Consider the following 25301-nt stretch of genomic DNA (forward strand, 5'->3'; position numbering starts at 1 on the left):
ATTGCCAAGATTTTTTCTATTTAAATTAACTGTTGAAAAGTTCTCCTTCTTCCACTTTAAAATAAGGCTCTTTTCTAAAAGATTGTTGCTTTTATATGTAGGGTGATTACCGCTCCTGGTACTCGCTTTCCGCGGACGATCCGCAAGCCTCCTCAACGAAATGTGGAGGCGGCTTGCACAGAAACGAGAAAATTGGCCGACTAAAGCGCCACGTCGTGTGCGTCGGAGACTCCGACAAAGAGGCGTATTTTGCCTCTGAAGGAGGAGTTGAAATTTCTCGAGTTTCTAGCCGCTGCAACTGGACAAGTCGCTATGTCACTGCGGGGTCTCACCTGGATCGCTATTCCCGCGGGACCTTGAATTGCTTCCTCGAAACTACACCGCACGAAGAAAATGCAAGCATTTTCGAGGATCCCGTACCATCCACTGAAATAATTAATTGGACAATAATATATCCCTTGCATATTCGGATCAAAAAGCAACAAAGTTTACGAAAATAGCCTAAAATAAAAACCCCTTCTGAAAGACCAGAAGGGGCGCAAGAATTTACAATAATAATATTTGCATTCGTCCACCTTCTCATCTCCGGAATAAAAATACTCCTCTGAACTTGGCACCGGGCATTCAAATGCTGGTTGCCGAGGCTTCGTAGGGTCAGTCCCTCCACCTCTCTTGATAAGAAGAATTGCATTATTTAACTTTAGTTGTAATGTTAAACATTTTAGATAATTTAGTCAATGGTTTTTTTATAGATGATAAAAAATTTTTTTATTGTTTCATATATTTATTTAAAACAACTATAGAGCACTAGAGCAAGGTTCCACCATAACTTAGTCTAACCGATAAACAAGCATTTTCAATTCCCTTAACAAATGATAAAATGGCACTAGTTCTTAGTTCCTGTGTTTTAAAACTTTAACATCCCTCTCGATGATAACGGTTACAAATATACAAGATTATTAAACTAATGACAAAATAGAAAGGCGAAAGCCCATGATCAAAAAATTTAAAAAATGGAACACATTACGAAATCAGATCTTATTTATCTTCTTATTTGTCATGATTATCGTTCTTTTGATTGTAGGTCTATTAACATTAAGACAGGTCTCTACTCTTTTAAAAAGCAATGCAGAAAAACAAATCCGCCAGGTTGCGATTGAGGCAAACGGTAGAATGGAATCTTTATACGAACAAATTAATATGTCGTCAAAGCTCGTCATTACGGACGAGGGCGTTCAAAAAGCCCTAACAAAAATGTTTGATGGAAAAGAAATCTCCTTCCAGGAACGTCAACAATTAATGGGACATGTAAACCGTATTATGGGGAATACAGATGGCATCTTTTCATTTCAAATCTTTTCTGGGGAACAACAACGTGTTATTCCCCTAGATGAAGACTTATTAAAAAATCGGATAGAGAAGAAATGGATTGAAAAAGCTAGGCTTGCAAAGGGTGGAATGGTTTGGATAGGAGATGACCCGCAAGATAAAAACAATTTCCTAGCCATACGTAGGATTAGTTTAATCGAGCGCAGATTTGTACATGGCGGTTACCTTTTAATAAGTATAAACCGTGACCATTTTCAATTTCCAGTATCAAACAACCAATACTCCATTCTTTTGGACGAAAACGATCAGCCAATTGTTCAAAATTACAATGGAGATATCTCAAAAATTCTTTCAAGTCCTAAGGGTACTGTTCAACTCGACGAAGGCGACTATATTGTAACAAAGGAAACTTCCAAACTTACAGGCTGGACCGTCCTTATATTAACGCCCATTAGTGAACTTACAAAAGGGCTAGCTGGAATTCGGACAGGCATCATTTTATCTGGTGTAGCTGGTGCAATCATTTTTATGATTTTTTCCTTATTTCTTTCAACTGTCATTACAAGACCGATTGTCCACTTAACAAAAACAATGCAGCGTGCTGGCCAAGGTGCTCTAACTTTGAATCCAGATGTTTCATCTGTAAATGAGATCAATGAGCTAAACAGTACCTACAATCAACTAGTAAAGGAAACAAATCACCTAATCCGAATGGTCTATCAAAAGGAAATTTTACGAAGTAGAAGCGAATTAAAAGCTTTACAAGCACAAATCAATCCGCATTTTCTCTTCAATACCTTGGATGCCCTTCATTGGTCACTTGAAGAAAAAAATGAAGATGAGTTATCCGAAGTCGTCATTGCAATGTCTGATTTATTTCGATACACCATTACAAAAGAAACAGATGATGATTGGGTATTTTTAAAGGAAGAAATTAAACATATTAGTGACTACATGGAAATTATGAAAATGCGTTTTGGTGATCGATTGAAATGGAAGGTCTCTGTTCCACAGCAATTTGAACATATTCGAATACCAAAACTCATCATTCAACCACTTGTTGAAAATGCAATCTTACACGGGGCTGGGAATAAGGTCGGTGATAGTCTTGTAACTGTATCCATTGAATCAGTTAAAACTGATAGAATTAGAATATCTGTTCAGGACGACGGTCCAGGAATGGACCAAGATCGAATCAATCAAATATCTGAATCTATGAAAACTGGCAGTGTGGCTTCAACAAGGGGTAAAGGCATTGCCATTTCAAATGTATATAAACGATTAAAACTCTATTACAACGAGAATTTGCATCCCGAACTTTTAATTGAAAGTGAGCCAGATAAAGGAACACGAATTTCATTTGAAATTCCAATAAATGGGGGGAATTAAAATGTTTTTCAAAAATATCGTGATTGTTGATGATGAACCAAGAACTAGGCAGGGCTTGCAAAGGACGTTGGAAAATTGGAATAATGGTGAATTTAATATCCTCACTGCTCAAAGCGGTGAGGAAGTGTTACAAATTGCAGAAAATCAAAAGATCCATATATTACTTTCCGATATACGTATGCCTGAAATGACAGGACTTCAGCTATTAAAAACAATAAAAGAAAAAGGAATGTCACCAGTCGTTATTGTTATATCCGCTTACTCAGAGTTTGAGTATGCCCAAGAGGCGCTCCGTCTTGGAGTCGTGAACTATCTTTTAAAGCCAATAAGCAAATCTAAGTTACTTGACGCGGTTGAAGAAGCGATTCAAATTTTGGAAAATCAGTTCAGAGTAGGAATGATTGAGAAAGTTGTCGATAAAAAAATCATTGATGCCTCAACGAAAATGGATACAACAACAGATACAATTCGTGAGGCTATTACCTACATTGATCGTCACATCAAGGATGATATTAGCCAAAAAGACGTTGCAGCTCATGTGCATTTAAACCCTAGTTACTTTAGCGTGTTATTTAAAGAGGAAGTGAAATTAAATTTTAGTGAGTATGTGACACGACGTAGAATTCAACGTGCAAAAGAATTTCTCCTTTCTACCAATCATACCATCAATGAAATTGCTGAAGAAGTTGGCTATAAAACAGCTAAGTATTTTATTAAGATTTTTAAAGAGTATGAAGGAATGACACCTACCACATATCGAAAAACAAGAAGTGAAAGGGCTTTCTAAAAATAGTAGTATTTTTCCCAATCATCGTTCCCTTTTTTGAAAATTCCCATGATGGTAGACTTTAAGTGTAAGGCAAAGAGGGTAAGACAAATTAAGGGGGTTTTTGATTAATGAAAAAGAAAGCGTTTGCTACTGTGATGTCAATGGCATTAGCTGGTGGTTTAATCTTAGGAGGATGTTCTTCATCAGATGAAACCGCTAAAGATTCCAGTGGATCTAGCAGTGATAAAACCGTTGTAAAAATGATGCACTTATGGCCAGAAGGTAGCTCCAATGCGCAGTTTACAATAGTAGATGATATTATCAAGGCTTATGAAGAAGAGAACCCAGATGTAGACATTCAAACTGAAATTTTAGGTAACGAGCAATACAAAGAGAAAATAAAAGTATTGTCAGCTTCAAACGAACTTCCTGACGTAGGTATTACTTGGGCTGCTGGTTACATGAAGCCTTTTGTTGATGGAAATATGTTCGCTCCACTTGATGATATTGTTGAAAAAGATAAGTTCGTAGCTGGCACTTTGGATGCCTTCTCAGTTGAAGAAAAACCATATGCTTTACCTTTAGAATTAAACATTACTCCAGTTTACTACAATAAGGAAATCTTTGAAAAATATAATTTAGAAGCTCCAAAAACATATGATGAGTTCTTAAATGTTGTTGAAACACTTGTTGATAACGGCGTTACCCCTATCACTTTAGGTAACAAAGACCGTTGGACTGGCTCTATGTGGTACATGTACCTTGCAGATAGAATCGGAGGGCCTGAAAGCTTAAATAATGCAATCAATCGTACAGGTAGCTTTGAAGATCCAGCACTTGTAAAAGCTGCTGAGGAAATCGAAAACCTTGTAAATATGGATGCATTTGTTAAAGGATTTAATGGTCTTTCAAATGATGAAGCAAAAGGATACTTCATGAATGAACAAGCAGCTATGTACTTAATGGCAACTTGGGAACTACCAAACTATACAACATCACCTGATGTCGATCAAGAATTCAAAGATAAAATTGGGTACTTTAAATTCCCGACCTATGAAGGTGGCAAAGGTGACATTGATAGCTACGTAGGTGGTCCTGGTGTTGGTTTATTCGTTTCTGAACAATCAAAAGTAAAAGATGAAGCAAAAGAATTTGTTTCTTACCTTGTTGATGAGTGGGGCAAGCGTTCAGTTGTTGATGCTGGTGTAATCCCTGCAACAGTTGTTGATACATCTGCTGGCGACCTTCACCCAATGTACATTGACATTCTTAACGATTTAGGAAATGCTTCAAACTTAACACTTTATGCAGATGTTCAAATGTCTGCTGGCGTGGCTGATGTTCACTTAAATCAAATTCAGGCATTATTTGGCGGACAAACAACTCCAGAAGAATTTACAAAAACACAAGAGGAAGCTCTTGCTGCCGAAAAATAATTGTGGCTTAAAGAGAGAGGGCATATTGCTTGTAATATGCCCTCTTCTTCATAGAAAGGAAGGGGCAAAACCATTATGAAAACTGTGATGTCGAATAAGTTCGTTATCGCCCTTTATACACTCCCTGCTTTACTTCTCATTCTAGTCCTTATTTATATTCCAATTACTTTATCAGGTTACTACGGTCTCATGGATTGGGACGGAATAGGTGAAATGACATTTATCGGATTAGAAAACTACATTACTTTAATTCAGGATAAATTATTCTGGTCAAGTACCTGGCACTCATTTTTACTAGCAATCTTTTCAACAGCTAGCTTACTTTTATATTTAGCTATTTCACTTGTTTTAGCTAGCAAAATCAAAGGTTCTGACCTTTTGCGAAAAATTTATTTAATACCAATGCTATTATCTTCTGTTGCGATTGCCCAACTATGGATGAAAATTTTTGACCCTACTAACGGTATGGCAAACAAATTGCTTGAGTTCTTTGGAGTCGAAAACACACCCATCTGGTTAGCTGATCCAAAGATTGCACTGTATGCAATCTTCATTCCAATCATTTGGCAGTACGCAGGATTTTACATTTTGATCTATTATGCAGCTTTGAAAAATGTTCCTGACGAAGTCATCGAAGCAGCAAAAATCGATGGGGCTAGCCCATTTCAAATTGCCTATAAAATCAAACTTCCACTCATCTCTGGAGTTTTCAAGGTAACAATCATGCTAGCAGTTGTGGGTTCATTGAAATACTTCGATTTAATCTATGTAATGACCGGAGGAGGTCCAAACGGTGCAAGTGAAGTGATGGCCTCATATATGTACAAAGAAGCCTTCAAATTAAACAACTTCGGTTACGGTAGTGCAATTGGCTTTGGCCTATTAGTGATCTGTCTTCTTATGACATGGTTAACATCACAATTAACGAAATCTAAAGACGATGTTCAATTTTAAGGGGGAGTGATTCAAAATGAGTGAGGTTCGTATACAACAAGTTACACCAAACCTTTCCACACAAAAGCCTAGAAGATCCTTCTTGAACAAGATTGGATTTGGATTTCTATATCTCTTACTAGGTACTTTTGCAATTATTCAAATCTATCCATTGGTTTGGTTGGTGTTCTTTTCCTTAAAAACCAATAAAGAAGTTTTCGGTATGTCTCCCTTCTCTTTACCACAAAGCCCGCAATGGGAAAACTATACGAAAGCTTGGACTTCCGGAAATATCGGTGTCTACTTCTTTAATAGCGTATGGATCACTGTATTATCAGTTGTCCTAACGATTATTCTTGCTAGCTTTGTAACATTCGCAGTAACACGAATGAACTGGAAACTAAGCGGCCCTGTTCTTGGATTATTCTTAGTCGCCTATATGATTCCGTTACATTCTACTCTAATTCCACTGTTTAAAATGTACAACAGTGCAAATTTAATTGATAATCCATTATCAATCGTATTATCCTATACTGCATTTAACTTGCCATTAACTATCATGATTTTACTTGGGTTTTATAAGACATTCCCTCGCGAAATCGAAGAAGCTGCAGTTATGGACGGATGCTCAGTACATCGAATCTTCTTCCAAATTACGCTACCAATGACGGTTCCTGTATTATCAACAACCGCCATAATCAACATGATTTACAACTGGAACGAATTTGTGTTTGTAAATACATTCATCAGTTCTGATAAGTGGAAGACACTAACTGTCGGAATCAATAACTTCGTCGGTCAATATTTAACAGACTGGGGCGCAATCGGTGCAACACTTGTTATCAGTATCGTGCCAATTCTACTCGCCTTCTTATTCTTAAGTGATAAGATCGTTGAAGGAATGGCAGCTGGTTCTGTGAAAGGATAAGGTTATGAGTAAGAACCACCGCTTGGGATTGGGGCCATCGCAACAAACATGCCACCATCTGCAGCCAGAAATATGAATGGCCAATAGGCTTGGTTTGGAGTCAAACAATAAGAGACAGATAGGAAAGCTTCTACTTGAATCTTCCTATCTGTCTTTTTGTAATTGAGGGAAATTGAGGGATTTAGAATTTGGAGTTTGGAGTTGATATGGTAGGGTTTGGGGCTGGCGAAGGTTTTAACACTATTGAGCAATCTTAAGTTGGCTGTTCTTTATTAAGACTCTTTCTTAGGTAGTCCATTCGTTTTGGACTTCATGATCCCTATGAAGAACGTTATCTATTAATCTACTTACAGGTTGACCTTCATAAACTTGACTACTTTTCCTCTTCATCAACACCATGAAGAGGATTCGGAGCCCGCTCGACGTTTTTTACCCCTTCATCGACTCTATGAAGAGGATTCAGCTTCTGCTCGACGCTCCTTTTCCCCTTCATTGACGCCATGAAGAGGATTCGGCTTCTGTCCAACGCTTCTTTTCCTCTTCATCGACGCGATGAAGAGGATTCAGTATCAATCCAAAGCTTCTTTTCCCCTTCATCGGCGCTATGAAGAGGATTCGGATTCTGTTCGACGCTCCTTTTCCTCTTCATTGACGCGATGAAGAGGATTCGGATTCTGTCCAACGCTTCTTTTCCTCTTCATCGACGCGATGAAGAGGATTCAGTATCAATCCAAAGCTTCTTTTCCCCTTCATCGGCGCTATGAAGAGGATTCAGCTTATGTTCGACGCTCCTTTTCCCCTTCATCAACACCATGAGGAGGATTCGGATTCTGTTCGACGCTCCTTTTCCTCTTCATTGACGCGATGAAAAGGATTCAGTATCAGTCCAAACATTCTTTTCCCCTTCATTGACCCCATGAAGAGGATTCAGTATCAGTCCAAAGATACTTCTCCCCTACATCAACTCTTGAAAAGATAATTAGAACCTCTGGGATTCAGAATGGCTTTCTAATCCGCAATATAACTTCTTTACTTAACCTAAGCTTTCCTTCTTCCGTTCCATCTTTTGAAAAGCACGGTAGCATGCAGCCATGATGATTGCTGCAGATAGGCTCCCCCCGAAGAAAAAGCCCAATCCAGGGATATATTTTATGACAAAGAATACCATTACCAAACTAATAACCATCACAACATTTTCAAGTGGGTTAATGAGCATTAACAAAAATGAGTTTTTAATCATATGGATAATCTTAAGTTCATAGTGGACAAACACCGGAAATATGTACAACAACGTCATAACTGCTGCAAAAATAAACAAATAAATTGGGATTTGAATTGCGCGAACAAAACTTCCACCTAAATTCCTTACAAAAAACAAGTCAAGTATTATCAAGACTCCAACCACTACAATGATCAACCCTAGACCGTTACTTTTTATAAACTCAGCTTTATAGGTACTCCAAAAGGTACCAAAGACTGGAATATCAGTATCTCCCATTAACCATTTGCGAACAACCGCAAACATGGCCACCGTTGCTGGAAAGAATCCCAAAGCAACTAGTCCCACTAACGAGAATCCAATCCAAAGTAGATTTAGATACGCGAACTTTGAAATCCACAATGTAGCCGCATAGGCTCGGTTTGCTGTTTTACTCATCAAATCCCTCCGACGTCGACAAATACAAAATTATTTTGATATGAAATTTTATCACACTCTACTCTTAAAATCCTTTCATAGCGCTCAACAACAAGTAACAAATCAAATTCCTAACAAGCTTCCGAACCACTCTAACTGATGATTGTAATGTTTCCTCATGGAATAACAAATATATCACTCTCTCACGCTTCCAAATAAAAACTCGAATCATATGTCCATAAAAAAGAACGAGACTAGCTCGTTCTTTAATATGCTCCTCTGATAAAATCTTTTACATTTTCATGATAGAAACGCTGAATTTGTTCTGCTTCTTCGTTTGTAAATGATTTTTCTTCAAGAGATGCCAGGTTATTTTGAACTTGTTTTACATTTTTAAAGCCAGGAATTATACATGTTATTTCTTTTTGATCTAATATCCAACGTAGAGCTGCACTTGCCATCGAGTTACGTCCATTTGCGATCCACTTTAACTGGTCCGCAAGTTCAACACCCTTTTTAAAACCAAGTCCAGCAAATGTTTCCCCAACATTAAATGCTTCCCCATTTTCATTAAAACGACGGTGGTCATCCTCTTCAAAGACATGATCAGCAGTAAATTTACCAGTAAGCAGCCCGCTTGCAAGTGGCAATCTCACAAGTAGTCCGACTCCTTTATTGTAGGCCTTAGGAATTAACTCATCCAGTGGCTTTTGGCGGAACATATTAAAAATAATTTGCAGGCTCTTCACATTTGGATTCTCCAAACAAATAAGACCTTCCTCAACTGTTTCTACACTTACCCCATAATGACGAATTTTCCCTTCGAGTTGCAAACGGTCGAGTACTTCAAAAACACTTCCATCTCTTAAAATCTCTGTAGCAGGGCAATGAATTTGATATAAATCAATGGCATCTCGATTTAAACGACGAAGGCTGTCTTCACAATATTTGCTTACTTGTTCATAACTGTAATTTTGGGGATCAAAGATGTCGCCTTGACGGCAGAACTTAGTGGCAATATGAATCTTATCTTCCTTGCCTTTTGTTGCCTTGGCCAACAACTCTTCACTATGTCCGTCACCATACACATCGGCTGTATCAAAAAAGTTTACACCTTGATCCATTGCAAATTCCAGAGACCTTAGAGCTTCAGTATCATTCGTTTTCCCCCAAGCACCGCCGATTGCCCAAGTACCAAAGCTCACTTCACTAATTTTTATTCCAGTGTTGCCTAATTCACGGTAATTCATTTTTATATCCCCTTTCATTGCAGCTTATCCATTAATCCTCTTATTGACCAATATTTGATGGTTAATAATGCCCAATTCGTATCAGATTTCACTTTTTAAAACGCTCTTCTCCCTCTGCTCCGAACTTATGTAAATGACCGAAGAATAATACTGGCCTTCAATCTGTTTCATTTAAATGGAAAGTGGGACAGGGGACCTGTCCCCGTCCCATTATTTTCTAAAGGCTCTTAGCTGTTCGTTGAGAGCTTTTGTTTGGGTATAAACTTGTTGGTAGATGGCAAATATTTTTTGGTACGCTTCCACATTTTCTGGAATTGGTTCATATGATTTCGAAGTTTGCAGGAACGTATCCGCACATTCTTTTAATGATTCAAACCATCCACTGCCATATGCAGCAAGCATGGCTGCTCCCATTCCAGGACCTTGTTCAGATGTTAATTTCTCTATTTTCGCGTTAAAAATATCGGCCTGCATTTGTAGCCAAGCTTCGTTTTTTGCACCGCCGCCAATTGATATAATTGTATCTATCGTTTTGCCGCTATTTCTGAAGATTTCAATCGACCCGTTCAAAGAAAATGTAATTCCTTCGAGTACCGCACGGGCAAAATGCTTTCGTTCATGGGCTGCATCAATACCAATAAAGCTGCCTCGGATATTCGAATCTGCATGTGGTGTTCTTTCACCTACAATATAAGGTGTAAATAATAATCCGTTGCTACCTGAAGGCACTTCCTCGATACCCTCTAAAAATTGATCGAAAGTCTCTTCTTTTGCAAACGTATCCTTAACCCAACTCAGGCTATATCCTGCCGCAAGAGTGACACCCATTGTATAATACGTGTTTTCTTCACCATGGTTAAAATAGTGAACCTTACCTTCAAAATCAAGATCATTTCGTTCCTCGTAGGACAACACTACACCTGAAGTGCCTATGCTGCAGAGAGTCTTACCTTCCGACAAGATTCCTGAACCAATCGCGCCACAAGCGTTATCCGCTCCTCCAGCAAACACCTTAGTAGCCTTAGATAGTCCTGTTATCTCAGCAAATTCAGGAATTACCGTACCAACAAAGTCGTGTGACTCCACTAAAGGTGGACAAAATTCTGGCACAAGTCCAAATGCATTTAATACTTCCTTACTCCATTCACGATTTGCCACATCTAACATCAATGTCCCCGCCGCGTCTGAGTACTCCATATGAATGGCACCTGTAATTCGATAACGTAAATAATCCTTCGGAAGCATGAACAGATTGGAGCGTTCGAATATTTGCGGCTCATTTTCTTTTACCCAAAGAATTTTCGGCAATGTAAAACCTTCTAATGCAGGGTTCTTTGTTACTTCCAATAGTTGTTCCCTACCAAAAGTCTCATAGATTTGCTCACATTGCTTCGTCGTTCTTGTATCATTCCATAAAATTGCGTTTCTCAACACTTGATTTTCATTGTCTAGTAAAACTAGTCCATGCATTTGTCCAGAGAAACTAATTCCTTCAATATCATTTACGTCCCCATCGAATTGAGCAACAAGTTCTTTTAGACCTGCAGTTGTCTTTTCAACCCATTCTTCCGGATTTTGTTCACTATAACCTGATTTCTCAATTATAAGTGGATATGATTTCGATACCTCACCTGCTACTTCCCCGTTCTGATTTACAAGCAAAATTTTTACAGCGCTTGTTCCGAGGTCCACACCGATTACATATTTCATCCGTCTCATCCTTTTCTACAAAAATGTGCTGGAGTAGCATACACCCAGCACATTCTTGTTTTCTATTCATTAAGCATTTAAAGTTTCTAGTAGATATTGGTTGATTAACGCTTTTAAGCGTTCTGTTCTACCTGATGTATTTTTAATTTCAGTTAATCCAAGTGCATATGCTTCTAGCTCACGGAAGTTGGTTTTTCCTTCTACGATTTCTAAGCCAATCCCTTTCGTATAACTGCTATAGCGCTCTTCTACAAAGTTATCAAGCACTTTATCTTCGATTAGTTTATTAGCTACCTTTAAGCCAACCGCAAAAGCATCCATACCCGCAATATGTGCGTGGAAAAGATCATCTGTATCAAATGAACCTCTTCTTACTTTTGCATCAAAGTTTAGACCACCATTGCCTAGTCCACCATTTTGCAGAATTTCATACATTGCTAATGTGTTTGTATATAGGTCTGTTGGGAATTCGTCTGTATCCCAGCCAAGTAATGTATCCCCTTGGTTTGCATCAACTGAACCAAGCATACCATTAATACGAGCTGTTCTTAACTCATGCTCAAATGTATGACCAGCAAGTGTTGCGTGGTTTGCTTCAATATTGAACTTGAAGTAATCTGTTAGGTCATATTTTTGTAAGAATGCTAGACCTGTAGCTACGTCAAAATCATATTGGTGCTTAGTAGGCTCTTTTGGTTTTGGCTCAATTAAGAATGGAACATTTAATCCAATTTCCTTCGCATAATCAACGGCCATGTGGAAGAAACGAGCTAAGTTGTCCATCTCAAGCTTCATATCAGTGTTTAAAAGTGTTTCGTAACCTTCACGGCCACCCCAGAAAACATAGTTTTCTGCACCAAGTTCTTTAGCAACTTCTAATCCTTTTTTTACTTTTGCAGCAGAGTAAGCAAATACATCTGCATTTGGAGAAGTCGCAGCACCGTGTGTATAGCGTGGGTTTGTGAACATATTAGCTGTGTTCCAAAGTAATTTTACTTTGCTTGTCTTCATGTAATCTTTAATCATTGCAATAATGACATCAAGATTTTCATTCGTTTCCTTCAATGTACTACCTTCTGGAGCTACATCAACATCATGGAACGCAAAGAAAGGAACATCTAATTTTTCAAAAAGCTCAAAAGATGCTTCAACACGAGCTTTTGCTAAGTCTAAACCCTTAAGGTGATCCCAAGGACGTACTGCAGTCCCTACACCAAATGGGTCTGTTCCATCAGCAGTAAATGTATGCCAATATGCAACAGAATAACGAAGAATTTCCTCCATTGTCTTGCCATTAATTTTTTCTTCTGGATTGTAATATTTAAATGAAAAAGGATTCGTAGATTTAGCGCCTTCATATTTAATTTTGTTAACTGAATCGAAATAAGCCATCGGGTTATTCCTCCTGGTATTTAGAAATTTTTTTTAATGCTATCAAAAGCTTGTCATCTTTAAGCAAGCTTCCATAATCAGAGTATAACACCGCTTACAAAGTTTGTCTATACAATAAACTAAGTATCTCGAAAATTATTTTACTATTATATTTATATGTACTTAATTTATCCCCCATTCCTTATATATACTGAGTTTCACATTCGTATATTCACCATACTAAGTTTTATGATAAAATAAACACAATACCAAATAAGGAGTTAAATCAGTGAGAACGATGACATGGAATCAACAGGTTGTTAAAAAAAATAATAAAGCACTCGTCCTTCAATTAATTATGGAAAACGAGCCAATTTCACGTGCGGATATTGCTCAGACTTCAGGCTTAAATAAAACAACAGTTTCAACTTTAGTTACTGAATTATTAGAGGAAGATTTAATTTTTGAATCAGGACCAGGTGTCTCTAGTGGAGGTCGACGTCCCGTGATTCTTCACTTCAATAAGGATGCAGGTTATGCAATTGGAATCGATATTGGTGTAAACTATGTGCTATCTGTCCTTACCGATTTAAAAGGGAATATTTTAATTGAAAAAAGCCAAACACTGAGCCACACTACTTATGCGTCAATCATGGATATTTTACAAAAAATGATTCAGTCGCTAATGGATGAAATGCCAAAGAGCAGGTACGGAATTGTCGGTATCGGAGTTGGTGTACCGGGAATTGTTAATAATGAGGGGTCCGTCCTGCTAGCTCCGAATCTTGGATGGAGTAATATCCAATTAAAGGAGGAGCTTGAAAAACTCTACAATGTTCCAGTTATTATCGAAAACGAAGCAAACGCCGGGGCTGTTGGTGAACAGAATTTTGGTATAGGACAAAACCACAAAAACATTCTTTATATCAGCGCTGGTATAGGAATTGGTGTCGGAATCATTGTTAACAGGGAGCTTTATAAAGGAATAAATGGATTCTCCGGTGAGATGGGACATATGATTATTGACATGAACGGTAAGCGTTGTAACTGTGGAAGTCGTGGATGCTGGGAAGCTTATGCATCAGAGCAAGCATTACTTGAAATGTCTGATGCTAGTATTAAATCACTGGAAGGGTTACTTGAGTTAGCGAAGAATGGTGACAAAAAAGCGAAGCACCTCTTTGAAGAGATTGGACACTATCTAGGACTTGGAATTAATAACATCATTAATACTTTTAACCCCGAACAGGTCATCATCGGAAATCGACTTGCATTAGCGAAAGAATGGATCGAATCACCTATCCGGAATACGATTGAAAAACACACACTCGCATTCCACCAAAACGACTTGCAACTCAATTTTTCAAAACTCGGTAAATACTCAACCTCGTTAGGTCTATCAGCCTTCGCTGTAGACAACTTTATCAAAGGTTAAGGAAACTCGCCCACGTCTCTCCCCTGCTTTTAATAGAAAGCAGGGCTTTTTTTATAAAAAAATTCGACAGGCTGTCCTGTCGAATCTCTACATTATTTATCTCCATATGGATCAATTGTTTGAATTGTTCCATCTTCATTGTATTTAAGTTCTGTAAATTTAACGCTGCGCTTATGGTTAATCCCATTTGATAAAGAGCAGTCATGGTAGAAGAGATACCACTTATTCTTAAATTGAACAATTGAATGATGGGTTGTCCAACCAATTACTGGCTTAAGAATTGTTCCCTTGAACACGAATGGTCCTTGTGGATTTTCACTGACAGCGTATACAATTTTATGTGTTGTTCCAGTTGAATAGGATAGATAATAAAGTCCATTGTATTTATGAACCCACGGTCCTTCAAAATAACGACGGTCTTCGTCACCTGCTACTATTGGGTTTCCATTCTCGTCAACAATTGAAATTTCCTTCGGTTCACTTTTAAAAGTAAGCATATCATCATTTAATTCCGCGAAGATCGGTCCTAATGCAGGTTCTGTAGGAGCTGGTCCTTCTGTAACCTCAGATTTAAATGAGCCCGTTTGCCATTTTTCAAGCTGACCACCCCAAAGCCCTCCGAAATACATAAAAGCGCTATCATCTTCATCTACAAAAACAGCTGGGTCGATACTAAAGCTTCCTGGTATATAATTTTCCTCTGGTGTAAAAGGTCCAGCTGGGCTATTCCCTGTCGCAACTCCAATTCTGAAAATACCTTCTTTATCACGTGCAGGAAAGTAAAAATAGTACTTGCCATTTTTGTAAGCTGCATCAGGTGCCCACATTTGCTTACTTGCCCATGGTACATCCTTTATATGAAGTACTTCCCCATGGTCTACAATAGGTCCTTCCATATCCTCCATGGATAAAACGTGGTAATCTTCCATTTTATATTGGTCCCCATTATCATTTGACGGTTCATCGTGTTCAAGGTCATGTGATGGATAAATATAAAGTTTTCCTTCAAAAACGTGTGCAGAAGGATCTGCTGTAAAAATATGTGTAACGATTGGTTCATTAGGTTTTGTGTTTTTCACCATAACAGCCTCCAGTAACTTTTATGATACCTACACATTCATTAAATCATATTCAATATACTTTGTATAGTGAAACAACTAACTTGTAATTACTTTTTTAAAAATAAAAAAGTGCCAACCCTGACTCTTCTATAACACGTCAGTGCTAGCACCTCATTTTATTTATAAATTCCGTACGTCTTTTTAACATCTTGTATAAAAATGATACCATTTCCTGGTTCATCGATTTTTATTTTTTTCCTAATTGATTCTACAATTGCATCTGTGCTTGCTGTCTCAGCTAAAATTAATACAATCTCTTTTTCAGGTTCTATTTCCATTGAAAATAGTTTACTTGTTTCATGGATTCCAGAACCTCTTGCATTCATGATTGTACCACCCTTAGAACCAGCTTCGACCGCTGCATCAATCACATCTTCGGCATTACCCTTTTCTACAATCACTGTAATCGCATGATACATTGGATTGTCTGCACCTTCCTCTTCTTTAATTTCTTCACTTTTACAGCTACTTGCTCCAACAATATGACCAACAGAAGTCGTAAATGCTATTCCATGATTAGGTTTAGAGAATTTAAATTTTTCATCAAGCTGATCTAGCGCTTGTTCCGCTACCTTATTATTCGAGACCATGATAACAATTTCTTTTCTAACGTCATTTAAAGCTAAGAATTCTAAGAGGCGATTTTTTATTGTGCCTTTTCCTAACAACACTGTTCCTCCTGATATTCCGAATTTCTTAGCTGTTTGCATGATTTTACTTCCCATACCATGATTTACAATTATGCAAACCAGTTCAAAGTCGGCTGATTCAGAATTACCCAACATTCTTCTCCAGTCCTCCTTTTTTTGATTTTAATTTAAATACATATCCTAATACCTGTAAAGCAATTAATGGTGTTAACGCGACCATTGCAATCATTCCAAATCCATCAATTAAGACATTTGCACCGTCAATTGCCTCAGCAGCACCTTGAATAAACGCTAAGATAAATGTTGCTGTCATTGGACCTGAGGCAACACCACCTGAATCAAATGCAATCCCGACAAACAGTTTTGGTACAAAATAAGTCATGGCTATCGCAATAATATAACCTGGCAGAAGATAATGCCATAACTGTAATTCGGGAATTAATATTCTTAGTATCGACAACGCGACCGCAATACCTACTCCTATAGATAAAGAAAACATGACCGTCTTTCTCGGTACATACCCACTTGTAACATCTTCTATTTGATGTGTCAACACGTGAACAGCAGGTTCTGCCAATATTGTTACAAGCCCCAAGATAAAAGCTACAATAACAAGATATGCTTTACTGTCTAAAGATGCAATACTATACCCAACTGCAGTACCTACATCCATAAATCCAGCATTCACTCCGACTAAAAACAGGACAAGTCCGATAAATGTAAATAAGAGACCCATTATAATTTTCCGTACTGCTTTTTTAGACTTTTTAAATGAGACTTTTTGAAAAATAAGAAAAAGGATTAAGATTGGTAGTAGCGCAATAATGATTTCAAACGCTATGATTGGAAATTTGTGCAAGAAAGGTCCAATAATAGAGCTTGAAACCTCATTATTTTCCAAACTTCCTGAGATTTTATCCGTTTTGGCAATGATGTTCATGATCATGACAGAGATGATCGCACCTGTAGAGGCGATTGCAACTAAACCGAAGCTATCTTTCTCTGAAGCTTTACTATCCTTTTTTAGTGTAGAAACCCCTAAGGCAAGCGCTAAAATAAAAGGAACCGTCAATGCCCCAGTCGTTGCCCCTGAAGCGTCAAATGATATGGCTAAAAATTCTGGAGAAGTGAATATGGCGAGTACAAAGATGATTAAATACAAAATGGATAACAATTTATATAAAGGAAAGTTGTAAACAATTCTTGCAAGACCCACCGCAATTAAAGCACCAATTCCAATCGAAACAATCACAACAAGACTAGCCTTAGAAATCAATCCAGATGTAACAAGGTCAACCTGTCCGGCGAGTATATGTAAATCAGGTTCGGCAATGGAGATGAAAAATCCTAGCGCTAATCCAGCTATCACCACAATCCATATTTTATTAGATTTTGCAATACTTGCCCCCATTGACTGTCCAATTGGCGTAATTCCAAGATCGACTCCAAATAAAAAGATAGACAAACCAATAATGATTAAAATCGCTCCAATGATAAAGCGAACTATTAGTGTCATATCTAAGTGAACTAAAGTAAAGTTTAGTATCAAGACAATAGCGGTAATAGGGAGAACGGCATACAAAACTTCCACAAGTTTAGAAACTAAAACATGCAATTTTAGATCATTCCTTTCTAGTAAATTTGTATTACCTAAAAAATAGAAATCTAGTATATTAATGTGGGTATTATACAGATAGATTTCCAAATAATGGATTATAAATTAACATCCACTTTTATAATGTATTTTTCGTTTTTTTCAATACCGATATAATGTAATGTTTCTGCAGAAGACTGGTGACGATAGATCTTTGATAAGATGGAAACAGCTATTCCCTTCCGATAGGCATGATATCCAAATGTCTTCCTTAAGGTGTGAGTCCCTATTTTTCCTGGAACTCCGACCTCTTTTGCTGCATGATTAATAATTCTGTATGCTTGCTGACGAGTAATTGGTTTATTATTCTTTTTTGATTTGAATAAATAATCACACTCCTGTAAATCAACTTGGCTTAAATATTTCCTTAGTTCTTTCTTCACACTGAGATTAATATAGAAGTCAGTTACTTCATCTGTGTGGGGGCCTTCTATAGAAACAAATTCTTTTATATCCTGCCCATCCCAGATATCACCGACTTTTAAAGAAAGTAATTCACTAACCCTCATCCCTGTATTGATCCCAAAGACAAAGAACAACAAATCCCGCTGTGAATGTTGACTCAATACTTCCTTCATACCCTTAATATCAGCAATTCTTTTGATAGGTTCAACAAACTCCATAGGATTTTCCTCCAATTATCCTCCAATTACCAATGTTACTTAACCATATTTTAACACCAACTATGTAACACCACAATAAAAAATGGGTCACAGGGACAGGTCCCTTGTCCCACGACTATTCCACTATACTTTTTCATAAAAAAACTCGACAGTTCTCAGTCGAGTCGCTGTCGAGTTTTATCCATTCTTCATTTTGGCTGCCATATATGCAGGATTTTCAGCTCCTGTGATAGAACTACCTGCAATAATAATGTCTGGGTTATAAACAGCAATATCAGGTATGTTTTCGAGTTTAATTCCACCCGCAACGGCTACCTCAAAGCCAAAGCCCTCAACAAGTGAAAATAATTCGGTGTTAAAGTTCCCTTCTGTTTGTTTATCTTTTCCAACATGTAGACTTACTAGTTTTACACCAAGCTCTTTAAGCTCTATTAGCCTTTCTCTGGAATGGACCTCTAATAAATCAATCATGATTTGATTTCCTGTTTCTTTGGCTATGTCTAGTGTATCTTTAATTGTAATGTTGGACGAAAATGCCATTACGGTCGTAATATCTGCACCTGCATCAAATGCTTGAAGTGACTCATGTTTCCCTGCATCACAGGTTTTCATATCAGCAAGAATCACTTTTGTTGGGAATAGCGAACGCATTTCTCTGATAATGGACATTCCATACTCTTTAATGACACCTGTTCCAATTTCTAGGATATCAGTACTTTCTTCAGTTTCTTTTGCAATTCGAATACACTCTTCTTTTGTTAATCTATCTAATGCTAACTGTAATTTCAATCTAATCACCTCATATTCCCATTACCAAGTAAGAATAGAAATTTCTACTTACCTTTCAATTCGTTCAACTTCCCCGAGCTTTGCCTGAACATCTTCAATATAAGGCAGTCCTTCATTATCTCCTTTTACGCTTACAACCATTGAACCAATTGTATTTGCAAAATGTAGCGTTTTTTCAAGTGGCCAACCTTTTAAAATACCGTAAAGGACACCGGCATTAAATCCATCACCGGCACCAACCGTATCCACTACCTTTGACGCCTTTATTGCCGGTGATTTTATCATATCACCGTTAAAATAACCGACTGATCCTTTTTCCCCTTGTTTGATAGCAATAAAAGATATGCCCATTGCTTTCATCTTTTCAATAATTGTTTCAGGGTTCTTTTCACCGATGATAATTTCCATTTCTTCGTCCCCTGCAAGTAAGATGTCCACGTGTGGTAGAATCTCAGATAACACTTTTCTGGCTTCTTCCTTACTCCACATGCGAAGTCTTATATTTGGATCAAAGGAAATTTTTAACCCATACTTCTTTGCAAGCTTAATAGCTTGATAGATTACTTTGATGTTAACAGAGCCGATGGCTGGATAAATCCCAGTAATGTGTAGAATTCTTGCTTGTTGGAAGTAGTTTTCATCTAAGTCATCTTCACTCATGGCAAGTGTAGGGGATTTGTCTCGATAATAAAAAGTTCTAACATTTCCATCTTCCATAATTTCTTTAAAATTTAAAGATGTTGGATATCCGTCAACAAATTCTACCTGTGAAACATCAATTCCCTCACCGCGAGCAAAATTTAGAATGTATTTTCCAAACTCATCGTTACCTAAGCGGCTAATATATCCGGTTTTCAACCCAAGTCGCGCACACCCAATTACTAAATTGAGCTCTGCTCCACCTATTTTTTTTTCAAATCCATTTACAAATTTCATCGGTCCAGTTGCAGTAGGGTTAAATGCAATCATTGCTTCCCCAATCGTAATCACGTCTTTCATAACCGATTCCTCCAAAACTTTATTTCTGCCAAATTGTACACAGCTCAACTTGCCACTTGTTGAACAAGGGGAGCTGCCAATTAGTTTCTTGTGTGAATTTCGATATTACCATTCCGAGCCACAATCACTTTGTCTGCCATCTCACCAAATAGACCTGTATCAACTACCCCAACTAACTTAATCAACCTCTCATGTAATTGAATCGCATCATCAATAAGTCCAAAGTCACAATCTAAAATGTAATTTCTATTGTCAGATATAAACACTTGATTTTCTTTCATTCGTAGCGATGGAATTCCGCCGATTTTTTCAATACTCTTTACTGTCACTTCAAATCCAAATGGTATAACCTCCACTGGTAGAGAGAAAGCACCTAGCTTAGGAACTAATTTTGTAGAATCGGCAATAATAATCAATTCATCTGCGCAAGCGTCAACTATCTTTTCTCTTACTAGTGAGCCTCCCCCACCCTTAATCAGGTTTAGTTCCTTATCGATTTCATCAGCACCATCAATGGCAAGATCAATATGTGTAGTCGTGGAAAAGTCAGTTAACGGAATGCCCAGTTCTTTTGCTAGACGTTCTGTTTTTTTCGACGATGGGATTCCTTTAATGTGAAGCCCCTCCTTCACACGTTCACTCAATTTTTTTAGCATCAAGTTTACTGTAGAGCCAGATCCTAATCCAACTGTCATACCATTTTTCACAAATTTAACTGCTTCTTCAGCCGCAATTCGTTTATCGTTATCCATGCTATCGCTCACCCCTGTAAATCCTTAAAATAGACCAGGATTAATCAATTTTGGAATATAAAATGCAATTTCTGGGAAAAACGCAATAAATAATAATACCACAATGATAATTGCAATATACGGTATTACTGCAACAAACGACCTCTCGATGGACATATCCCCAATTTTAGCCGCTAATAATAGACATAATCCGTATGGAGGTGTAATCAATCCTATTGCTAACGTAATTACAACAATTAAACCTAAGTGTACTGGATCAATTCCAAACTGCAGAGCAGTTGGTAGAATAACCGGTACGAATAGTATCATCGCTGGGATAGCATCCATAAAAGTTCCTACAAACAGGAAGAACCCGATAACAATGATAATAAATAACCATTCTGTCCCAACATTATTCGCAAAGAATTCTTGGGCTATCGTTCCTAATTGATAGTAGCTCATTAATTCTCCAAGTGCGCTTGCAGCTGCTAACGCGAACAATGATAATGAACTCAATGCTAACGTATCCATTAAAATTTTTGGTAGGTCTTTTACTTTTAACGTTTTGTAATAGAACATACATACAATCAACGTGTAAAGCGATGCAACTGCCGCCGCTTCTGTTGCAGTAAAGAAACCTGAAATGATTCCACCAATGATAATAATTGGGGTTAGTAATGCTGGAATTGCTTCAAAGAATAATTTAGCAAATTTTTTCATCTCTACACGCTTGGAGCGTGGATAATTTCTTTTGCTAGCAAGAATGTATATAAAAATCATCATACCTAAACCAATTAAGATGCCTGGCACAATTCCACCAAGAAACAACGCACCAATCGAAGCATTAGTTAAACCTGCGAAAATAATCATCGGAATACTAGGTGGTATTACGACCCCTACAGTTGAGGATGCAGCCGTAACTCCAACTGCGGTTTCTTTGTCATATCCCTGTTTTAACATGCTCGGAATTAGGATTTTACCTACCCCGGCTGTATCTGCTTGTGCTGCGCCAGACACACCAGCAAACATCATAGATACTAGCACGTTTGCATGGGCTAGTCCCCCGCGAATCGGACCAACAATTGCAAGTGCTAAGTTAATGAGCTTTTCGGAAATTTTTCCAGAGTTCATTAAATTAGCAGCTAAAATAAATAACGGCACTGCTAATAGAACGAACGAATCAAGTCCATTCACCATCTTCATTGGAACAGTGGCTTCAGGAGTGTAAGGGATTCCAAAAATACCAAGCAAAGCAACGATTCCGATTACAAAGGCGATTGGAACTCCAATTAACATTAAGATGATAAATAATCCAAGAAGTATAAATCCCATTATGATCTAACCTCCTTCGCTTTATATTCTTGAACATGGTTAATTAAATGTGATACCGAGTAAATAATCATGGTACCCGCCATAATAGGAATTGCGATCCAAATATACCCCATTTTCATATCAGGAAACGTAGCCCATGTGTAATTCCAAAATTCATTTACAACGATAAGACCTAGGAAAAATATACAAATATTAAATGAAATTAAAACAAGATCGTTAAAAATTTTTAATGTTAACTCCTTTACTCCTGTTAGCTTTTTAATGATGAAATCAAAGTTGAAATGTTCCCTACGATTCACCATTACCGCTGCGCCCATGAATATCGACCAAATAAAGGAATAATTCGCTACCTCTTCTGTCCAAATTACAGATATCCCTAAATGTCTGGTAATAATTTGTAACAAAATCACAATAAAGAAAATACTTAAGAAAAATACCCCAAGCGTGATTTGTAATTTTTCAAGTGTCTGGACAAAACGCTTCATTTGAATCCCCCTAACTATTCGAGTTCAATAATCTTTTGTAATAAACCTTCTACTTCAATTTCCTTTGCAAAGTCTTCAAGAATAGGTCTTGCAATATCTATGAATGGTTGCCTATCAATTTCATTTACAATTGCGCCTTCTTCAACTGCTTTTTGCTTATACTCTACATCTTGTTTGTTTGTTGCTTCACGTTCTGCTTTTACCGATTCTTCAGCAGCTTTTAAAATGATGTCCTGCTGTTCTTTAGAAAGGTTGTCAAATTTTTTCCCATTGATTAATAAGAATCTTGTTGTATAGTCATGGCCAGTTTCGGTAATGTATTTCCCATTTTTTGTTGTGTGATGAGCTTGTTGAACAAAAAATGGGTAAGCGTTTTCAGATGAGTCAACAACGTCTTGTTGTAATCCTTGATAAAGCTCTCCCCATGAAATTCCTGATGGAATGGCTCCGGTTGCCTCCCAGAAATCTGAAACAACACCAGACGTTTGGGTACGGATTGACATTCCTTTCAAGTCGCTAATAGAGTTAAGCGGTTTCTTTCCATAGTAATGTCTTACCCCAGCAGACCAATAACCTAGTAGTTTAAAAGAGTTATCTGATTTTTCATTGATAATATCAGCCATTTCTTTACCAACCTCACCATCTACTACGCTTAACCAATGGTCATAACTAGTAAAGAGATATGGAGCAGAAAATAAATCTACTTCTCTAATCCCTGTTTGTGTCATAAAACCTGGCGAAACGAGTACCACGTCCGCTGCACCTAGTTGAAGTTTTTCAACTAACTGTGATTCTTCTGTTCCAATTGTTCCGGCATGCACTTCAACTTCAATAGTTCCATTTGATTCATGCTCCACAACATCTTTAAATTTCAACATTCCTGCTTGATATGGATTATCTGGAGATGTTTGGTTATGTGCTGCGATTATCTTGATTTTCCCATCTCCATCTGCATCCACTTCTGCACTAGTACAACCTGCTAATAGTCCTATGGTTAAAAAAACGAGTAATATGAAAATGTATTTATTTTTCATTCACCTTCAACCTCCCAATATAATTTCATTTGAAACAAACATTACTCTAGGTTTGCATGTTTTTGATTTAAGTTGGAATGACTTTTACCTTCAGGACTTTTTTGTAAAAGGTAAACAATAATTGCATCTAAAAGCAGGTGAGCAGATTGGTCAAACTGACTACCAAGCGGCTGTATAGTACTAGGTTCAGATGCTATGCGTTTTTTTGTTGCTGCTGGAATTCTTACTGATATATCACTGAGTTGCCCGATTAAAGAATCCACGTTCGTTGTAACCAACACAACTTTTGCATCAATTTCTTTTGCCTTTCCTGCATACTGTACAAGAGATCCTGTATTTCCTGATCCAGAGATTAAAACCAAGAGATCACCTGTTTCTATGCTTGGTGTAATCGTTTCACCCACAACAAAAACTGAATATCCACAATGCATTAAACGCATTGCAAATACCTTACCCACTAGGCCAGAACGTCCTGTACCGGCAATAAATATTCGCTTGGCATTTTGTAATTCATTCGCTAATTCCAACGTTTTACTTTCATCAATTTGTCCTAATACACCAGAAACTTCTTCGGCAACTGTTTCAATTATTTTTTTCACTTTCTATCACCCTTCATTTTAATAAGATTCTCTTTCAAGTAATCGAGGTTCAAACCGATATATACCCGCCTGGTTTATATGATCTTTGTTTTGAATCTTCTCGAATAATATATTTGCTGCTTTTTCTCCCATTTCAAAAGTAGGTTGTGCAATAGTTGTTAAGGCTGGACTAAAGACCTCTGCATATGAGACGTCATCTATGCCAATTAAAGCGACATCATCAGGAATTTGGATATTTAGTTTCTTTGAATAAGCCAATACTTCATATAACACTAAGTCATTACCTGCCAGAATTGCGTTCGGTGGATGTTGTAAATGTAACAATCGATCTAACACTTGTTGCATTTCTGAAATCTCACAATTAACAAGATATTCCTCATTTAGGGGGACTTGGTATTGTTCCAATGCTTTTTTATATCCATTTAATCTCTCAATACGCGGTGTGATATTCGAGTGTAGAGAAGGTGCTAACATCGCAACCTTGGAATATCCATGTTTAATAAATGACTCTACCGCTAGATAAGATGCTTTCTCGTTGTCTAGTAATACTGCGTCGATATCTACACCTTCAATCAAGCGGTCAATAAAAACAAATGGGTAATTCTCCTTCACTAGGTCTTGATATAATGAGACATTCTCTCCTGTCGGAATAGCAATCAGTCCATCAACTTGTTTCGCCCGTAACATATCAATATATTTCTTCTCTTTATCCGGATTATCGTCTGCATTGCATACAATGACGTGGAAATCTCTTTCATTGCAAACATCTTCAATTGCTCGAATAATTTGTGTAGAAAATTCATGCAAGATATTTGCAACGATTACTCCGATAGTTGTTGTAGATTTTTGTTTTAAACTCCTTGCTAAAATGTTTGGTCTGTATCCAAGTTTCTCTATAGCATCTTCAATTCGCTCTTTCGTTTCCTCGCGCATATAATCGAAACGCTGATTTAAATATTGGGAAACGGTGCTTTTTGAAACACCAGCATGTTTTGCAACATCAGCAATTGTTATCTTTTTCATCTATTTATCTCCTAAACACTTAATAGAAGTTTCACTAAATCGGTTTAGTAAACCGGTTTAGTGAAAGTATAAAAC

Annotated in this window: 22 protein-coding genes and 1 riboswitch; of the genes, 6 read left to right on the forward strand and 16 right to left on the reverse strand. The window is 37.4% G+C overall.

Annotated elements, in window-relative coordinates:
* Positions 1-576 precede the first annotated feature (576 nt).
* Positions 577-682: riboswitch (SAM riboswitch) on the reverse strand.
* Positions 683-993: 311 nt separating this feature from the next.
* The 5 genes from NST91_RS21740 (at position 994) to NST91_RS21760 (ending at position 6784) form a co-directional block, all read left to right on the forward strand.
* Positions 994-2718 carry a cache domain-containing sensor histidine kinase gene (locus NST91_RS21740; RefSeq protein ID WP_341332802.1) on the forward strand — a complete coding sequence of 575 codons (1725 nt, stop codon included), beginning with the start codon at positions 994-996 and terminating at the stop codon, positions 2716-2718.
* Position 2719: 1 nt separating this feature from the next.
* Positions 2720-3505, forward strand: a complete 786-nt coding sequence (locus tag NST91_RS21745) for a response regulator transcription factor (protein WP_341332803.1) — start codon at positions 2720-2722, stop codon at positions 3503-3505.
* A 110-nt stretch (positions 3506-3615) separates the two neighbouring features.
* Positions 3616-4923: an extracellular solute-binding protein gene (locus NST91_RS21750; RefSeq protein ID WP_341332804.1), complete on the forward strand. Its 1308-nt coding sequence runs from the start codon at positions 3616-3618 to the stop codon at positions 4921-4923.
* A gap of 75 nt (positions 4924-4998) precedes the next feature.
* On the forward strand, positions 4999-5877 hold the full coding sequence (locus tag NST91_RS21755) for a carbohydrate ABC transporter permease (RefSeq protein ID WP_341332805.1): 879 nt from the start codon (positions 4999-5001) through the stop codon (positions 5875-5877).
* Positions 5878-5893: 16 nt separating this feature from the next.
* On the forward strand, positions 5894-6784 hold the full coding sequence (locus NST91_RS21760; RefSeq protein ID WP_341332806.1) for a carbohydrate ABC transporter permease: 891 nt from the start codon (positions 5894-5896) through the stop codon (positions 6782-6784).
* Positions 6785-7817: 1033 nt separating this feature from the next.
* Here NST91_RS21760 and NST91_RS21765 read toward each other — a convergent pair.
* From NST91_RS21765 to xylA, 4 genes are all read right to left on the reverse strand, one after another.
* Complete coding sequence (locus NST91_RS21765) at positions 7818-8441, reverse strand: YesL family protein (protein WP_341332807.1); 624 nt, start codon at positions 8439-8441, stop codon at positions 7818-7820.
* Positions 8442-8686: 245 nt separating this feature from the next.
* Positions 8687-9670, reverse strand: a complete 984-nt coding sequence (locus NST91_RS21770; RefSeq protein WP_341332808.1) for an aldo/keto reductase — start codon at positions 9668-9670, stop codon at positions 8687-8689.
* 210 nt (positions 9671-9880) lie between these two features.
* Entirely contained in the window at positions 9881-11380 is a 1500-nt protein-coding gene (gene xylB / locus NST91_RS21775) for a xylulokinase (protein WP_341332809.1), read from the reverse strand.
* 69 nt (positions 11381-11449) lie between these two features.
* On the reverse strand, positions 11450-12772 hold the full coding sequence (gene xylA / locus NST91_RS21780) for a xylose isomerase (RefSeq protein ID WP_341332810.1): 1323 nt from the start codon (positions 12770-12772) through the stop codon (positions 11450-11452).
* A 277-nt stretch (positions 12773-13049) separates the two neighbouring features.
* On the opposite strand from xylA, the gene NST91_RS21785 reads away from it, so the two are divergent.
* Positions 13050-14186 carry an ROK family transcriptional regulator gene (locus tag NST91_RS21785; RefSeq protein WP_341333584.1) on the forward strand — a complete coding sequence of 379 codons (1137 nt, stop codon included), beginning with the start codon at positions 13050-13052 and terminating at the stop codon, positions 14184-14186.
* Positions 14187-14278: 92 nt separating this feature from the next.
* On the opposite strand, the gene NST91_RS21790 is transcribed toward NST91_RS21785, so the two are convergent.
* The 12 genes from NST91_RS21790 to NST91_RS21845 form a co-directional block, all read right to left on the reverse strand.
* A complete protein-coding gene (locus NST91_RS21790) occupies positions 14279-15268 on the reverse strand; it encodes a glycoside hydrolase family 43 protein (RefSeq protein WP_341332811.1) in 990 nt (329 codons plus the stop codon).
* 155 nt (positions 15269-15423) lie between these two features.
* Positions 15424-16092 (reverse strand): P-II family nitrogen regulator, encoded by a 669-nt coding sequence (locus NST91_RS21795; RefSeq protein ID WP_341332812.1) that lies wholly within the window; start codon positions 16090-16092, stop codon positions 15424-15426.
* Entirely contained in the window at positions 16082-17572 is a 1491-nt protein-coding gene (locus NST91_RS21800) for a DUF1538 domain-containing protein (protein ID WP_341332813.1), read from the reverse strand. The genes NST91_RS21795 and NST91_RS21800 overlap by 11 nt, the downstream gene beginning before the upstream one ends.
* A gap of 98 nt (positions 17573-17670) precedes the next feature.
* Positions 17671-18234 (reverse strand): tyrosine-type recombinase/integrase, encoded by a 564-nt coding sequence (locus tag NST91_RS21805; protein WP_341332814.1) that lies wholly within the window; start codon positions 18232-18234, stop codon positions 17671-17673.
* Between the two features lie 177 nt (positions 18235-18411).
* Positions 18412-19023 (reverse strand): 3-hexulose-6-phosphate synthase, encoded by a 612-nt coding sequence (gene hxlA, locus NST91_RS21810; protein WP_341332815.1) that lies wholly within the window; start codon positions 19021-19023, stop codon positions 18412-18414.
* 48 nt (positions 19024-19071) lie between these two features.
* On the reverse strand, positions 19072-20022 hold the full coding sequence (locus NST91_RS21815; protein ID WP_341332816.1) for a sugar kinase: 951 nt from the start codon (positions 20020-20022) through the stop codon (positions 19072-19074).
* Between the two features lie 80 nt (positions 20023-20102).
* Positions 20103-20774, reverse strand: a complete 672-nt coding sequence (rpiA, locus tag NST91_RS21820) for a ribose-5-phosphate isomerase RpiA (RefSeq protein WP_341332817.1) — start codon at positions 20772-20774, stop codon at positions 20103-20105.
* A gap of 24 nt (positions 20775-20798) precedes the next feature.
* A complete protein-coding gene (locus tag NST91_RS21825; RefSeq protein WP_341332818.1) occupies positions 20799-22085 on the reverse strand; it encodes a TRAP transporter large permease in 1287 nt (428 codons plus the stop codon).
* Positions 22085-22570 carry a TRAP transporter small permease gene (locus NST91_RS21830; protein ID WP_341332819.1) on the reverse strand — a complete coding sequence of 162 codons (486 nt, stop codon included), beginning with the start codon at positions 22568-22570 and terminating at the stop codon, positions 22085-22087. Before NST91_RS21830 ends, NST91_RS21825 begins: the two co-directional genes overlap by 1 nt.
* Before the next feature lie 14 nt (positions 22571-22584).
* Entirely contained in the window at positions 22585-23604 is a 1020-nt protein-coding gene (locus NST91_RS21835) for a TRAP transporter substrate-binding protein (RefSeq protein WP_341332820.1), read from the reverse strand.
* Positions 23605-23645: 41 nt separating this feature from the next.
* A complete protein-coding gene (gene hxlB / locus NST91_RS21840) occupies positions 23646-24203 on the reverse strand; it encodes a 6-phospho-3-hexuloisomerase (RefSeq protein WP_341332821.1) in 558 nt (185 codons plus the stop codon).
* A gap of 18 nt (positions 24204-24221) precedes the next feature.
* Positions 24222-25226, reverse strand: coding sequence for a LacI family DNA-binding transcriptional regulator (locus NST91_RS21845; RefSeq protein WP_341332822.1), 1005 nt, complete (start codon positions 25224-25226; stop codon positions 24222-24224).
* Positions 25227-25301: the final 75 nt, after the last annotated feature.

The sequence above is a fragment of the Ferdinandcohnia sp. FSL W7-1320 genome (assembly GCF_038050315.1).
GTDB classification, from domain to species: Bacteria; Bacillota; Bacilli; order Bacillales; family Bacillaceae_L; genus Ferdinandcohnia; species Ferdinandcohnia aciditolerans.